A 15,335-nucleotide genomic window follows, 5' to 3' on the forward strand; every position below is an offset into this window, starting at 1 on the left:
GTGCGATGATGCCACGTATGTGAAATCGCGGATGATGAGGAGGTTGCAATGGCTGCATTAAGCCAGGTCGTTGATGTGTTGGAAACACTGTATCCGCTTCGCTATGCGGAACAGTGGGATGAGCCTGGTCTTATCGTGGGTGACTTGCGTCAGCCTGTGCGCAATATCGCTTTTGCAGCTGATCCCTCTATGTCGGTGGTTGATCAGGCGATTGCGGGGGACGTTGATTTGCTGGTCTGCCACCATCCGTTGTTCTTCCGTTCCGTTCATGCGGTATCAGGATTGGGTTTCCGCGGTGAGATCGTGCGCAAGCTCAATCGTGCCGGATGCGCGCTGTGGGTGGGGCATACGAATGCCGATGCGGCATATCGTGGTGTCGGCATGGCTGCGGCTGACATGTTTGGTCTGGTGGACCAGCGTCCGCTCGTACCCATCGACGATCCGAACGCCGAGCATCCGGTCGGCCTGGGACGTGTCGGGCGGCTTGCCGAATCTGTGATGCTGCGTGAATTCGCCCGCCGTGTGGCCGACGTGCTGCCGTATACTGAACTTGGCGTGCAGGTTTGCGGTGATCTGGACGCTCCCATCAATACGGTGGCGATATTGCCGGGATCCGGTGATTCGCTGTTCGATGAGGTGCGTGCGACCGGAGCCGACGTGTATGTGACCAGCGATCTGAGGCATCATCCCGTAACGGACGCCATTGAACAGGCCCGCTATGAGGCTTCCATGCGCGCTTCCGGCATCGCCCTGGGTCATGGCGATGAACATGTGCGTCCGGCGTTTATCAACACTCCACATAGCGCCATCGAATCCATGTGGTTCCAGTATGCGATGAAAGACGTTCCTCAGGCGGTCGCGTCCGTGACCGGCGACACTCCCGACGTACGTTGGATTTCCATGAACACCGATCCATGGAACATGGTGATCCCCTCGAGCGGACAGGAATGATGACACGTCATGAGTAATGAAGCGGCAGACGAAACCCAAGTTGATGCATTGCTGGACGAGTCCAGTGACGGAGTGGACATGTCCGGCACGGTAACGGTGCTTGACAGCGAGCACGTGTACCAGGGTGCTATCTTCGGTGTCGACGATATGCGGATCGCATTGCCGATGCGTGGCGGCGGGCGAACGGTGATTCGTCGGCAGGTGATGCGCCACGCGCCTTGCGTGGTCATGCTGGTGCATGATTGCGCGAACGACCGGTACCTGATCGAACGCGAATACCGTATCGGTTGCGACGCGTTCGCTTACGGTCTGCCGGCCGGACTCATCGACAGGGGAGAGGACGTTGAAGAGGCCGCGCTGCGCGAACTTCGCGAGGAGACCGGTGTGGAACCCACCGGGCATGACGGCATCGAATTTGACCATGTGGGTCAGTTCTACTCGTCCGAAGGCATGACCGACGAGCTTGCCAACATCATGGTGCTTCACCTGCGTTCATGGCGCCCCGTCGAACGTCACTTCGACGGCGATGAGCATGTTGAATCGGCGTGGATCTCTTGGCAGCGGCTACGTGACACTCGCATCACCGCATCCAATTCCATGATCGCCATTCTTCACGAGCAAATTAGGCGAAACCGGCAAAATACAGTCAAAAGTTCTTTCGAATCGTAAAAATAATCGCCGAATAACACGAAATTACGATTTGGTGGCTAAAACGTGAGATACTTGAATCATGCAAATCAGACCCGGATCGATGTATCCGCTCGGCGCAAGCTATGACGGCGCCGGCGTGAATTTTGCCCTCTTTTCCCAAGTGGCACAAAAGGTCGAGCTTTGTCTTTTCGATGAGGAAGACAACGAAACTCGAATCGAAATGACCGAGCAGAACTCGTATGTCTGGCACAACTATCTGCCCGGAATCCAACCGGGGCAACGTTACGGCTACCGTGTGTACGGCCCGTACGACCCGATGCAGGGTTTGCGCTGCAACCCGAACAAGTTGCTGCTTGACCCTTACGCGAAAGCCATCGAAGGCAATATCGACGGCGATGAAAGTCTCTACTCATACTGGTTCAAAAGCCCTGACGACGTTACCAGCATGAATACGCTCGACTCGGCCGCACACACTATGAAAGCGGCCGTGGTGAACCCTTATTTCGACTGGGGCAACGACCAGCATCCGAACATCTCATACCACGATTCGGTAATTTACGAAGCCCACGTACGCGGCATGACCAACCTCAACATGGACGTGCCGCCGGACATTCGCGGAACCTACGCGGGACTGGCCTACCCCTCCGTAATCGAATACCTGAAGAAGCTGGGCGTCACAGCCATCGAACTCATGCCCATCCACCAGTTCGTCAACGACAGCTTCCTGCAGGAAAAAGGCTTGAGCAACTACTGGGGATACAACACCATCGGCTTTTTCGCCCCGCACAACGCCTACTCCAGCTCAGGGCAGCGCGGCGAACAGGTTAACGAGTTCAAATCCATGGTCAAGGCATACCATCATGCCGGCATGGAAGTCATTCTCGACGTGGTGTACAACCATACCGCCGAAGGCAACAACCGCGGACCGACCCTCAGCTTCAAAGGCATCGACAACGGCGCCTACTACCGTCTGGTAGACAACGACCGCAGACACTATTTCGACACCACAGGTACCGGAAACTCGCTGCTCATGCGTTCGCCGCACGCGTTGCAGCTCATTACCGACAGCCTTCGCTATTGGGTCACTGAAATGCACGTCGACGGATTCCGATTCGATCTTGCGGCCACATTGGCGCGTCAGTTCCAGGAAGTCGACAAACTGTCGGCATTCTTCGACATCGTCGAGCAGGATCCGGTCATCTCCCGCGTCAAACTGATCGCCGAGCCATGGGATTTGGGTTCCGGTGGATACCAGGTGGGCGGCTTCCCGTCCAGCTGGTCCGAATGGAATGGCCGCTATCGCGATTGCGTGCGCGACTTCTGGCGTTCGCAACCGTCTACCTTGCCGGAATTCGCCAGCCGTCTCATGGGCAGTTCCGACCTGTATCAGGTCAACGGCCGCCGACCGGTCGCATCTGTGAACTTCATCACCGCGCACGACGGCTTCACCATGAACGATTTGGTGAGCTATAACGAAAAACACAACGAAGCCAACGGCGAAGGCAACAGGGACGGCGAAAGCAACAACCGTTCTTGGAACTGCGGTGTCGAGGGTCCTACGACCATCAAGGATGTTAACGAGCTTCGTCAACAGCAGATGCGCAACATGTTCGCCACACTGTTGCTCAGCCAAGGCATTCCGATGATCTGCGGTGGCGATGAGGTTGCGCGCACCCAGCAGGGCAACAACAACGCCTACTGCCAAGACAATGCGATCTCCTGGACGAACTGGGATTTGGACGAGGATCAGAAGGACCTGCTCGAATTCGTATCGAAGCTGATCCATTTGAGGCTTGAGCATCCTGTGCTGCATCGCCGTCGCTTCTTCTCCGGTCGCGAGCAGGGAACCGACAGCACTACGATTCCTCAGGTCGAATGGATGGATCACACCGGTTCCATCATGGATATGGACGACTGGTCGAACACACACGCCTTCACTGTGATGATCTATCTGAACGGTTCCGATATTCCGGAAACCGACTGGTACGGCAATCAGATGGTCGACAATGACTTCATTCTGATTTTCAACGCGCATTACGAGCCGATCATGTTCACCCTGCCCGATGAGCAATATGGCAAGAAATGGCGCTTAATTGTCGACACGCATAATCCAAAGGGGCCGGAACTTAATTATGAGGCCGGTTTTGCGATTACCGCGCAATCAAGAAGCTTCCTGCTGTTGATGAGCGACAAGAAGCCGTCCAGTAGGCATCACAACTTCTGATTGTTTTTCCGACGCTGTTTTCCAGCTGCGGTTTTAGACTTCTGAAGCAAGCCGGGAAACAGTGTCGGGAACAGTTTCGCTGACTTCCGCAAGATCCTCGACGGAGCGTGGTCTCTCAGATTGCGCCAGTATCAGCTGCGTCTGCACGCGGTCCGCTTCGATGGCGGCGATTTGACGCGAGAAAATGATGAACCAGCCAAGGAACATCATGCCGGCCAACGCCTCCACGTTCGTCAGCGTGTCATGCCCACTCAGCCATTGGAATCCGGCATAGGCGCCGATTCCGATTGCAAGATCGGAAACCACGTATACGACCTTTGAAAGTTGCGGGGCAAGCCAAGGCAGGGCAATCATCAGCACACTCATCAAACATGGTAGGCCGCGGGCGAACACGTTGTGCAAAATCGGATGCGGCGTGTAACGGAACATGCCGATGCCTACGAAAGCGATGCCGGCCAACGTCAACATGATCGACAGCAGCAGAATCCTCGTACGAAAATGCTTCGGCGTTTCATTGATGGCGTTGGAATCCAGATACTGCAATTGCAGACGATACGTGGTAATGAGCTCGGAAACGGCGAAATAGCTGATGATGACGATACAGATGCCCGCGAGCATCAGCGTCGAATTGAACATGCGTGCGGCGAAGGTAGTACGGTCGCCTAATTGGGAGAAATTATTGTTGTACCAGTACGGATCGTCGGACGTCAATCCTGCGATGCTCACGCCAGACACCACGAAAAACGGCAGTAGGGAAGCGATCGTTTTAGCATTCATAAGTTCCGCCTGCACGAAAGTGATATAGCCTACAACGCCTGCGATGGCCGCGCATAGGATCGGCAGATAGCCTTTCAGCGTGCGGATGCCCATCATGTTGTTGATGATGGACAGCATCATGAACGATGTGACGAAAATGGTCGAAGCATACACAACGGAAAGCGCGAGGATTTCGAAAACACGACGAACCGGAGTGACCCAGCCATGTTTGAGCGTCAACGAACGTGATTTTCGTGCATAACCCAAACTGAATGAAACGACTCCGCATCCTGTCGCGATTCCCGAGCAGACGGTGAACAGCCGCTGCGTGACACGCCAGATGGCCGGGGCAAACTGCGTGTAGGCGTTCATGACAAACCAAGCGATGATGGCGCATATTACAAAGGAGATAATGCCCGATGATTCAGCCTGCTGATGACGTCCCATGCCACTCTCCCTTCCGAAACGCTATTGTAAGCCTGTCGTTGTCCAACCATACGCTATAATAGAAACTTGTGTTCACATGATGCGATTCCGTGAGGCGGATTCGCGGTGTGTAAACATGAACGGGCTGTAGCGCAGTTTGGTAGCGCGTCTGCTTTGGGAGCAGAATGTCGCAGGTTCAAATCCTGTCAGCCCGACGAAAACCGTTGGAAACAAAGGTGTTTCACGCGGTTTGAAAAATCCTTTTTCCGGTTTCCGGTATAAAACAGTACAAACACGGAACAACCTCTTTGACGTCAGTTCTCCAGCATGCGGAGCGGAGCATCTCGACCGCGTCCGCGCAACCGTCCAGATTCTCCGGCCACAACGCCGCGTACGTGCCCAAAGTGATCGTCGCGCTGCATGGTGATACCGAAACATGATTTTCCACGGGTTTTGGATACGATAAACCCTATGAACGCATCTCAAGAGAATCTTTGGCCGGCGCCGTTTGCCAGCAAGTCGCTTGACGCCACCGTTGTGGTGCCGGGCAGCAAATCCCTGTCGAACCGTTATCTCATTCTTGCGGCTCTCGGGCATCGTCCTGTGCGATTGGTCGGGCTGTTGCGCTCGCGTGATACCGAGCTGATGATGGACGCGCTGCGTTCGTTGGGAGTGCGCTGCGAAATCGATGAGCAGGTTGACACCACGGTGACGGTGGTGCCGCCGTCCGACGGCCGGTTCCACGGTGGTACGAAGGTGTTCTGCGGTCTTGCGGGAACGGTGATGCGCTTTGTGCCCGGTCTTGCCATGTTCGCGGACGGTCCTGTGGATTTCGACGGTGACGAGCAGGCGTACGCACGTCCGATGAAGCCCGTGTTGGACGGTCTTGAACAGTTGGGGGCATGTATCGAATACCGCGGCGAGGAAGGTCGCCTGCCATTTACAATCACTCCACCTCAAACGGTGAGCCAGCGCGTCAAGCCGAGCGTAGTCAGCATTGATTCTTCGGGATCCTCGCAGTTCATTTCAGGACTATTGCTCATCGGCTCTCGAGTGCCAGGCGGTTTGGAACTGCATCACACGGGGGAGAAGACGCCGAGTTTGCCTCATATTCGCATGACCGTGGCCGATCTGCAAGGTTCCGGCGTGCGTGCCAACGCAGACGAACACGCCCGCGTATGGACCGCGCAGCCGGGAGCCGTGCAGTTGCCCGAAACCGTGACGGTCGAGCCTGACCTGTCGAATGCCGCCCCGTTCCTCGGCGCCGCACTGATCGCCGGCGGAACCGTTCGCGTGCCTCACTGGCCGGAATCCACCACCCAGCCGGGCGTCCTGCTTCCCGGATACTTGGAACATATGGGCGCTGAAATCAGCTTCCCCGTGATCGACGGCGTCCGGTACTGCGAAGTGACCGGCAGCGGCCATATCAACGGCTTGGGTGATTTCGACCTGACCGCGGCAGGCGAGATCGCGCCATCGCTGGCCGCAATCCTGCTTTTCGCTGACAAGCCTACGCGCATGCTGGGCATCGGCCACTTGCGCGGCCACGAGACGAACCGTCTGGAAGCATTGGTCAACGAAATCACCAGAGTCGGGGGAGAAGCCCGTGAGCTGGCCGACGGTTTGGAGATCGTGCCAGTGCCGGCAATGAATCTCAAGCCGGCTGAAATGGAAACCTATGCGGACCATCGCATGGCGACGTTCGCCGCGATGCTAGGGCTGAAAATCAACGGCATTCTAATCAAGAACATCGCCACCACTGCGAAAACGCTTCCCGATTTCGCGAATATGTGGACCAACATGCTTGCCTAGCAAGGATTGTCAAAGATAATCCGCAAATAATCCACGATACTGAAAACGGTACGGAAATGTCCTTCATCCGCAAAAACAGAAGAAGGACATTTCTACGTTTGCACAGAATACGTATTTGTATTGCATTTCGAGCGATGGGAGCGCAGATGCCTGACAGCTACAAGAAGCTCATCAAGAGCAACCCCGACGAGACCGAGATCAGGAGTTTCCTAGTGGACGGCGACCAGGTATCCGTGACTCTGCGCATTCCTGATACCTTGCGCGACGCGGCGAAGGAGGAGGCCCTGCGGGGCATGAGCTTCTCCGCTTTCGTGCGCACCTGCATGATCGAAGAGCTCGCGAAGAAGGGGGCGCGAGCATGATTCGGGTCAAGACTCTCACCGTCCAGCTCATAGATGAGCAGCCGGACCGCATCCGCATCTGCCGCATCACCGGCGAGTCGCTCGTGACCGTCATCGTTCCGAGGGAGGACCTCGCCGAGGCGAAGTCGCTGCCGAACATCCCTCAGCGCGGCGTCTACTACCTGCTCGACGAGAACCACGGCAACGTGAGCCGCGTCTACGCGGGGCAGACGACCCAGGGCATCGCCCGGCTCGACGCGCACAAGACAAAGAAGGAATTTTGGAACAAGGCCGTCATGTTCCTCGACGACGACCAGAACATCAGCAGGGACGAACTGGATGTCCTCGAGGCGAAGGCCATCGACTACGTGCGCACCCACGGCTCGTACGAGACCGACAACTCGGCGACGCCCAAGCCCTACGTCGACCCATATAAAGAAGAGTCCGTCGAGCGCTTGCACAAGAGGATCCTCTTCAGGATGGCGGCTCTGGGGTACGACCTCAACAGGGTCGACCAAGGCCCCGCAGGTGCGCCGGCGGTCTTCCACACGAAGAAGAACGGCATACGCGGTGCGGGGCGCTATGACAAGGCCACCGGGCACTTCACCGTGCTCGCCGGCTCGAAAGGAACCTCTCGGGGCCCGTGCTGAAGAACGTGGGCGTCGCGGTCGCGCGCAGGGAGATATTCGGCGATTCGTGCGGCACCGCAGAGCTCGCCGAGGACATCGAGTTCCCAACGCCCAGCGCCGCGGCGGTGTTCGTGCTCGGCGGCAGCCAGAACGGCTGGACCGAATGGGTAAGCGACGACGGAGAAACGCTCAACCAAGTCTATAGAAGCGAAGGAAACTAAATCAACAAGCAGTGGCTGGCCTCCAAGATATAGGATTCCGCCAACAAGATGCGCTCCAAGATTGAGGTTAACGAGTACGAGGGTTACATTCTGGGATTCATTTTCTACAAATTCTTGTCCAGGACGGAAGTCGACCGCATCGATGTCGCTTTCGACGTCCGTCCCAGCCGTGCGGCTGAGAAGTGGCTGAACGCATGGTGCTCTCATAGCTGATTGAAGAACTTTGTCAGGAAATGATTGCTTTTTCGGGGAGCCCATCGAAGTCAAGCATCGAAAAACAAAATAAGTTCAGAGCCAAATGCAAGTCTTTATAATAGATGCGACCGAGATTTGAGGATGGTGGTTGCACAATCATACTTCCGATGGGGCAGCCCATCGGAACCGACGAAGATCACGGTATCGTTTTTGATGTCCTTCAGCTTGAGTTCGCCGTGCGCTCTTTACCTGCTGAGTTTTTACTCCCTGTTACATGTGAACACGTTTCCGGCATATCTGGGTAGTAAATGCCGCGGCATTTCCCCTGATAACTCCCATTTTTATCAAGACGGCAGGATTTTTTACTCCCCAAACCACTTGGGAAAACGCCATGCGGAGGCCATCGAAAAGCCCATTGAGTTCGATTTGAGTTTCACGGGCCTTGAAACGGCCCTGTCTCGCCCTCAGGGACAAAAACCGCGCGTCCACTCGCTTGGGATAAATCCTTACTCCCATTCTTCCGAATAGAACCCCGTACCTTGTTGTCTTGAAACACGGGGAGTAAATAGCGAAATCGCAGGTGAAAGGGAATAAAACGACAAAAGCCTCTGTCCCAACGCGGGGACGGAGGCTCGATTATCGTTTTTACTCACCGATGCCGCTGGCGGCTTTGCCGTGAGTCGCATACGAAACGAAACTCAGCAGTACACCACGGCACTCAAAAGTGCAGGTCAAAGCCTTGTCGGCTTATTCCCACTCGATGGTTGCCGGCGGCTTGGACGTGCAGTCGAGCACCACACGGTTGATCTGACGGCATTCATTGGTGATACGCGTCGAAATCGTGGCAAGCACATCGTACGGAATGCGGGACCAGTCTGCGGTCATGGCATCTTCGGAGGAAACCGGACGCAACACGATCGGCGAACCATATGTGCGCTCGTCGCCCTGCACACCTACGGAATGCACATCGGCAAGGAGCACGACCGGGCACTGCCAGATATCGCGGTCAAGACCAGCCTTAGAAAGCTCTTCGCGAGCGATGGCGTCGGCCTCGCGAAGCAGATCCAAACGTTCCTTGGTGATCTCGCCGATGATGCGGATGCCGAGGCCCGGGCCAGGGAACGGCTGACGCCAGACGATTTCGTCCGGCAATCCAAGCTCGGTACCGATGGCACGAACCTCATCCTTGAACAGGGTGCGCAGTGGCTCGACGAGCTGGAACTTGATGTCGTCAGGCAGGCCGCCCACATTGTGGTGCGACTTGATGTTGGCTGCGCCGTCGCCGCCGCCGGATTCCACAACATCCGGGTAGAGGGTGCCTTGAACGAGGAACTTGACTTCCTTGCCGGAAGCGCCCGCCTCTTCGATGACCTGTCGCTGGGCCTTTTCGAACGTGCGAATGAACTTTTCGCCGATGATCTTGCGCTTCTTCTCCGGCTCGCTCACACCCTTCAGGGCGGTGAGGAAGTCCTCGGAGGCGTCTACAGCGATGAGCTTGATGCCGGTCGCCTCGACGAAATCATGCTTGACCTGCTCGGCCTCGCCCTTGCGCAGCAGACCGTGATCCACGAACACGCAGGTGAGCTGGTCGCCGATGGCCTTGTGCACGAGAGCCGCCGCGACTGCGGAATCAACGCCGCCGGACAGGCCGCAGATCACCTGTGCGTCACCGACCTTCTCGCGGATTTTAGCGACCTGATCCTCGATGATGCTGGAGGCATCCCAGTTGTTGCCGAGACCTGCGCACTTGTGCAGGAAGGTTTCGATAAGCTGCTGGCCCATCGGGGTGTGCTTGACTTCAGGATGCCACTGCACGCCATACAGCTTGCGGGATTCATCCTGCATGGCGGCAACAGGCGCACCCTCGGTGTGTGCCAGCACTTCAAAGCCTTCCGGCGCGGTCTTAACAGCCACGCCATGGCTCATCCACGTGTTCTGGTCGGCGGGGGAGCCTTCGAGCAGACCCTTCGACTCGTCGATGAAGGTCTCGGTCTTGCCATACTCGCCAAGGGCGGCCTTGTCGACATCCGCGCCCAAGGCATAGGCCATGGCCTGGAAGCCGTAGCAGATGCCCAGCACTGGAACGCCGGCCTCGAACAGTTTCTTATCCACACGCGGCGCGCCCGGCTCGAATACCGAAGCCGGACCGCCGGAAAGGATGATGGCCTGCGGATCCTTGGCCAGCATCTCGTCGACCGGCATGGAATGCGGCACAAGCTCCGAATAAACATTTGCTTCACGCACGCGACGTGCGATCAGCTGGGCGTACTGGGCTCCGAAATCAACAACGAGCACAGGACCTGCAGCCATAACACTCTCCCTTTTGATATGAGGTATGAAGAAGCAACAATATTAACTGTTCTATTGTGGCGACGCTAGCAGACATTGGAAACGCTGTGAACAGAAAGTGAACAAACCTCACAATTGCTTACTACGCATGGTTCAACACGCCGCATGCAAGTATTGCAAAACGAACGTGAAAAAGGTGTGAGAATAGCTTGAAATCGTTGATATTGAGCCGTTTATCAATCTTTTTAATAGCATGTGAAGTATTCACAAATCTCCCGATAAAAGCTCTCATTTTCTAACAGAAACGACACACTTACGCACACAGTCGCAAAAAAACAGCAAAAAGTCGCACCTCGCTCGTAATATGCTCAAGTGATTGGGAATGAATCGTTCCGCGGAACCGCAAGGTTTTGCGAGATTCAGGACCGAATGAAAATAAACAATCGCACAACACAGTGCAGGAGTACAGGAGTACACATGACGAGTCCTGTTATTGGCACCCCTTGGAAGAAGCTGAACGCTCCGGTTTCCGAGGAAGCTATCGAAGGCGTGGATAAGTACTGGCGTGCAGCCAACTACCTCTCCATCGGCCAGATTTATCTGCGTAGCAACCCGCTGATGAAGGAGCCTTTCACCCGCGAAGACGTCAAGCACCGTCTGGTCGGTCACTGGGGCACCACCCCGGGCCTGAACTTCCTCATCGGCCACATCAACCGTCTCATCGCTGATCACAAGCAGAACACTGTGATCATCATGGGCCCGGGCCACGGCGGCCCGGCTGGTACCGCTCAGTCCTACCTGGACGGCACCTACACTGAGACCTTCCCGAAGATCACTAAGGACGAAGCTGGTCTGCAGAAGTTCTTCCGCCAGTTCTCCTACCCGGGCGGCATCCCGTCTCACTACGCTCCGGAGACTCCGGGTTCCATCCACGAAGGTGGCGAGCTGGGTTACGCCCTGTCTCACGCCTACGGTGCTGTGATGAACAACCCGAGCCTGTTCGTTCCGGCCATCGTCGGCGACGGCGAAGCTGAGACCGGCCCGCTGGCTACCGGCTGGCAGTCCAACAAGCTCATCAACCCGCGCACCGACGGTATCGTGTTGCCGATCCTGCACCTCAACGGCTACAAGATCGCCAACCCGACCATCCTGTCCCGCATCTCCGACGAAGAGCTTCACGAGTTCTTCCACGGCATGGGCTATGAGCCGTACGAGTTCGTTGCTGGCTTCGACAACGAGGATCACCTGTCGATCCATCGTCGTTTCGCCGAGCTGTTCGAGACCGTCTTCGACGAGATCTGCGACATCAAGGCCGCAGCTCAGACCGACGACATGACTCGTCCGTTCTACCCGATGATCATCTTCCGCACCCCGAAGGGCTGGACCTGCCCGAAGTTCATCGACGGCAAGAAGACCGAAGGCTCCTGGCGTTCCCACCAGGTTCCGCTGGCTTCCGCCCGCGATACCGAGGCTCACTTCGAAGTCCTCAAGAACTGGCTCGAGTCCTACAACCCGGAAGAGCTGTTCGACGAGAACGGTGCTGTGAAGCCGGAAGTCACCGCATTCATGCCGACTGGCGAACTGCGCATCGGTGCCAACCCGAACGCTAACGGTGGTGTGATCCGCGAAGAGCTGAACCTGCCGGCTCTCGAAGACTACGAGGTCAAGGAAGTCGCCGAGTACGGCCACGGCTGGGGCCAGCTCGAGGCAACCCGTCGTCTGGGCGTCTACACCCGCGACATCATCAAGAACAACCCGGACTCCTTCCGTATCTTCGGACCGGACGAGACCGCTTCCAACCGTCTGCAGGCCGCTTACGACGTCACCAACAAGCAGTGGGATGCCGGCTACCTGTCCTCCCAGGTTGACGAGCACATGGCTGTCACCGGCCAGGTCACCGAGCAGCTCTCCGAGCACCAGATGGAAGGCTTCCTCGAGGCCTATCTGCTCACCGGCCGCCACGGCATCTGGAGCTCCTACGAGTCCTTCGTGCACGTGATCGACTCCATGCTGAACCAGCACGCCAAGTGGCTTGAGGCTACCGTCCGCGAGATTCCGTGGCGCAAGCCGATCTCCTCCATGAACCTGCTCGTTTCCTCCCACGTGTGGCGTCAGGATCACAACGGCTTCTCTCACCAGGATCCGGGTGTCACCTCCGTCCTGCTGAACAAGTGCTTCAACAACGATCACGTGATCGGCATCTACTTCCCGGTGGATTCCAACATGCTGCTCGCTGTGGCTGAGAAGTGCTACAAGTCCACCAACATGATCAACGCGATCATCGCTGGCAAGCAGCCGGCCGCTACCTGGCTGACCTTGGACGAAGCTCGCGCTGAGCTTGAGAAGGGTGCTGCTGAGTGGGAGTGGGCTTCCACCGCCAAGTCCAACGACGAAGCCCAGATCGTTCTCGCCTCCGCTGGCGACGTTCCGGCTCAGGAGATCATGGCTGCTGCCGACAAGCTCAACGAGCTCGGCATCAAGTTCAAGGTCGTCAACGTTGTGGATCTGGTCAAGCTGCAGTCCACCAAGGAGAACGATCAGGCTATCTCCGACGCTGACTTCGCTGAGCTGTTCACCGAAGACAAGCCGGTTCTGTTCGCTTACCACTCCTACGCCCGTGACGTGCGTGGTCTGATCTACGATCGCCCGAACCACGACAACTTCAACGTCCACGGCTACGAGGAGCAGGGCTCCACCACCACCCCGTACGACATGGTTCGCGTGAACAACATCGACCGTTACGAGCTCGTTGCCGAAGCTCTGCGCATGATCGATGCTGACAAGTACGCCGAGAAGATCGACGAGCTCGAAGCCTTCCGTCAGGAAGCCTTCCAGTTCGCAGTCGACAACGGCTACGATCACCCGGATTACACCGACTGGGTCTACTCCGGTGTCAACACCAACAAGCAGGGTGCTGTCTCCGCTACCGCCGCAACCGCTGGCGATAACGAGTGAGTCTAGCCTCTATAGGCTGATTGCTTGAATAAAGCCCCAAGGGATTTTCCCTTGGGGCTTTTGCCATATCCGTAACTCTGTAATGCGTTGTGACACCATGTCATGAAATGCGTGTCTGTTACCGTTCACGCATTACAATGGCACATGGTGCGAAACAGCGCAGTCACACACCTTAAAAACAACGAATAGGAGCAGACATCGTGAGTCTAACCAGCGTCACCATTATCAGCCCTGAAGCAGCAAACGGCCGCAACGTCGTGGCCCTTGGCGTCACCAAGGCATTCGCAGCTACCAAGAAGACGGCCGTGTTCCGTCCGGCGGTTTGCCGCAAGGAAACCTTCACCGACGTTCTTCTTGAAGCAAGCAACTCGGGGCTGAGCCGTGAACAATCCGTCGGTGTTTGCCCGAAGCGTGCACGCACCGACAAGGAAGGTTCCCGGGCCGATATCGTGGCCGCCTACACGGAAGCCATCGAAACCGCCCAGCCTGAAGCCGTGGTTGTTGTCGGAACGGACAAATCCGCCATCAACGACCCGTCCATCTTTGCGTTCAATGCTGACGTAGCTGCTGATCTTAAGTCTGTCGTGCTTCTTGCCGTATGCACCATCAACCGCACTCCGGAACAGGTCCTGGGCACTGTCGAGGCGTCGAAGACCATCATTGAGAATGCAGGAAGTAAGGTCGCCGGCGTGTTCATCACCGGGTGTAAAGATGAACAAGTGGAACCTCTCAAGGAGGAGTTCGCAGCTTACGAGGTGCCGGTGTGGACGTTACCCGCCGTTGATTTTGACGAGGAAGACGCCGTGGCCAAAGCTACTGAGGCATTCGAGGCGAATGTCAACGCCGAAGAGCTTATCTCCGCTGTTGAGGCTCCGTTCAAGGCACCGACCACGCCATACGCATTCCAGTACAGTCTGCTGGGCAAGGCCAAGGCAGACAAGAGAACCATCGTGCTTCCGGAAGGAACCGAAGACCGCATCATCAAGGCGGCCGACTATCTGCTCGAGCGTGATATCGTCGATCTGATCATCGTCGGAGACAAGGAAAGCATTCTCGCCCGCGGCGAGGAGCTTGGACTCAGATCCCTTGAAAAGGCGCAGTTCCAGGCCAAGGATGACGAGGAAGTGCTCGCTCCGATGGTCGCCAAACTGTGCGAGCTGCGCGCCAAGAAGGGCATGACCGAGGAACAGGCACGCAAGCAGCTCACCGATGACAGCTACTTTGGCACCATGCTCGTGGTGCTCGGCAAGGCAGACGGTCTCGTTTCCGGATCCATCAACTCCACGGCCAACACCGTACGTCCGGCACTGCAGGTCATCAAGACCAAGCCGGGATCCTCCCTCGTGTCCGGCGCGTTCCTCATGTGCTTCAAAGATCATGTCGCAGTGTTCTCGGATTGCGCCATCAATCTGAACCCGTCCGCGGAACAGCTGGCGGAAATCGCCATCCAGTCCGCCGAAACGGCGAAGGCGTTCGGCCTCGATCCGAAGGTCGGCATGTTGTCGTATTCCACGCTGGGATCCGGCAAGGGACCGGATGTCGACCTCGTGGAAGCAGCAACCGCACTCGTGAAGGAGAAGGCTCCGGATCTCGCGGTTGTCGGCTCCATCCAGTTCGACGCGGCTTGGTCGCCGACCGTCGCAGCCACCAAGGCCAAGGGCAACGATGTGGCGGGCCACGTCAACGTGTTCGTGTTCCCGGATCTGTGCGCGGGCAACATCGGGTACAAGGCCGTCCAGCGTTCCTCCGGCGCAGTGGCCGTCGGACCGGTGCTGCAGGGCCTGAACCGACCGGTCAACGACCTGAGCCGTGGCGCGACCGTGCAAGACATCATCAACACTGTTGCCCTGACCGCCATCGAAGCCCAGTAAAACGCTATTTTGTA

The 15,335-nt window shown here is 56.9% G+C and carries 11 protein-coding genes, 1 tRNA gene and 1 pseudogene; 11 read left to right on the forward strand and 2 right to left on the reverse strand.

Going from position 1 to position 15,335, the window contains the following annotated elements; translation table 11 throughout:
* Nucleotides 1–48: 48 nt before the first annotated feature.
* From AH68_RS03995 to glgX, 3 genes are all read left to right on the forward strand, one after another.
* Nucleotides 49–951 (forward strand): Nif3-like dinuclear metal center hexameric protein, encoded by a 903-nt coding sequence (locus AH68_RS03995; protein WP_039197862.1) that lies wholly within the window; start codon nt 49–51, stop codon nt 949–951.
* 9 nt (nt 952–960) lie between these two features.
* Nucleotides 961–1,620, forward strand: a complete 660-nt coding sequence (locus AH68_RS04000) for an NUDIX hydrolase (RefSeq protein ID WP_052189142.1) — start codon at nt 961–963, stop codon at nt 1,618–1,620.
* A gap of 61 nt (nt 1,621–1,681) precedes the next feature.
* Nucleotides 1,682–3,826 (forward strand): glycogen debranching protein GlgX, encoded by a 2,145-nt coding sequence (glgX, locus tag AH68_RS04005; protein ID WP_173405844.1) that lies wholly within the window; start codon nt 1,682–1,684, stop codon nt 3,824–3,826.
* 33 nt (nt 3,827–3,859) lie between these two features.
* Here the strand turns inward: glgX and AH68_RS04010 are convergent, their stop codons facing one another.
* The gene (locus AH68_RS04010) at nt 3,860–5,029 is read right to left on the reverse strand and encodes a hypothetical protein (protein WP_039197866.1); all 1,170 of its coding nucleotides are present in this window, start codon (nt 5,027–5,029) and stop codon (nt 3,860–3,862) included.
* Nucleotides 5,030–5,149: 120 nt separating this feature from the next.
* Here AH68_RS04010 and AH68_RS04015 point away from each other — a divergent pair.
* The 6 genes and pseudogenes from AH68_RS04015 to AH68_RS11260 form a co-directional block, all read left to right on the forward strand.
* Nucleotides 5,150–5,223 (forward strand) — tRNA-Pro (locus tag AH68_RS04015).
* A 256-nt stretch (nt 5,224–5,479) separates the two neighbouring features.
* Complete coding sequence (aroA, locus tag AH68_RS04020) at nt 5,480–6,820, forward strand: 3-phosphoshikimate 1-carboxyvinyltransferase (RefSeq protein ID WP_039197868.1); 1,341 nt, start codon at nt 5,480–5,482, stop codon at nt 6,818–6,820.
* Between the two features lie 146 nt (nt 6,821–6,966).
* Nucleotides 6,967–7,182: a YlcI/YnfO family protein gene (locus AH68_RS04025; protein ID WP_236682450.1), complete on the forward strand. Its 216-nt coding sequence runs from the start codon at nt 6,967–6,969 to the stop codon at nt 7,180–7,182.
* Complete coding sequence (locus AH68_RS04030) at nt 7,179–7,811, forward strand: GIY-YIG nuclease family protein (RefSeq protein ID WP_236682451.1); 633 nt, start codon at nt 7,179–7,181, stop codon at nt 7,809–7,811. Before AH68_RS04025 ends, AH68_RS04030 begins: the two co-directional genes overlap by 4 nt.
* Entirely contained in the window at nt 7,805–8,011 is a 207-nt protein-coding gene (locus tag AH68_RS10955; protein ID WP_236682452.1) for a DUF4357 domain-containing protein, read from the forward strand. Before AH68_RS04030 ends, AH68_RS10955 begins: the two co-directional genes overlap by 7 nt.
* A pseudogene (locus tag AH68_RS11260) lies at nt 8,012–8,143 on the forward strand (type I restriction-modification system subunit M N-terminal domain-containing protein); the annotation flags it as partial.
* 810 nt (nt 8,144–8,953) lie between these two features.
* On the opposite strand, the gene guaA reads toward AH68_RS11260, so the two are convergent.
* The gene (gene guaA, locus AH68_RS04040; RefSeq protein WP_033501228.1) at nt 8,954–10,516 is read right to left on the reverse strand and encodes a glutamine-hydrolyzing GMP synthase; all 1,563 of its coding nucleotides are present in this window, start codon (nt 10,514–10,516) and stop codon (nt 8,954–8,956) included.
* A gap of 456 nt (nt 10,517–10,972) precedes the next feature.
* On the opposite strand from guaA, the gene AH68_RS04045 reads away from it, so the two are divergent.
* Nucleotides 10,973–13,450: a phosphoketolase gene (locus tag AH68_RS04045; RefSeq protein WP_039197875.1), complete on the forward strand. Its 2,478-nt coding sequence runs from the start codon at nt 10,973–10,975 to the stop codon at nt 13,448–13,450.
* Between the two features lie 200 nt (nt 13,451–13,650).
* A complete protein-coding gene (gene pta / locus AH68_RS04050) occupies nt 13,651–15,321 on the forward strand; it encodes a phosphate acetyltransferase (RefSeq protein ID WP_039197878.1) in 1,671 nt (556 codons plus the stop codon).
* The last annotated feature ends 14 nt before the right edge of the window (nt 15,322–15,335 follow it).

It is taken from the genome of Bifidobacterium catenulatum PV20-2, from assembly GCF_000800455.1.
Taxonomy (GTDB): Bacteria; Actinomycetota; Actinomycetes; order Actinomycetales; family Bifidobacteriaceae; genus Bifidobacterium; species Bifidobacterium kashiwanohense_A.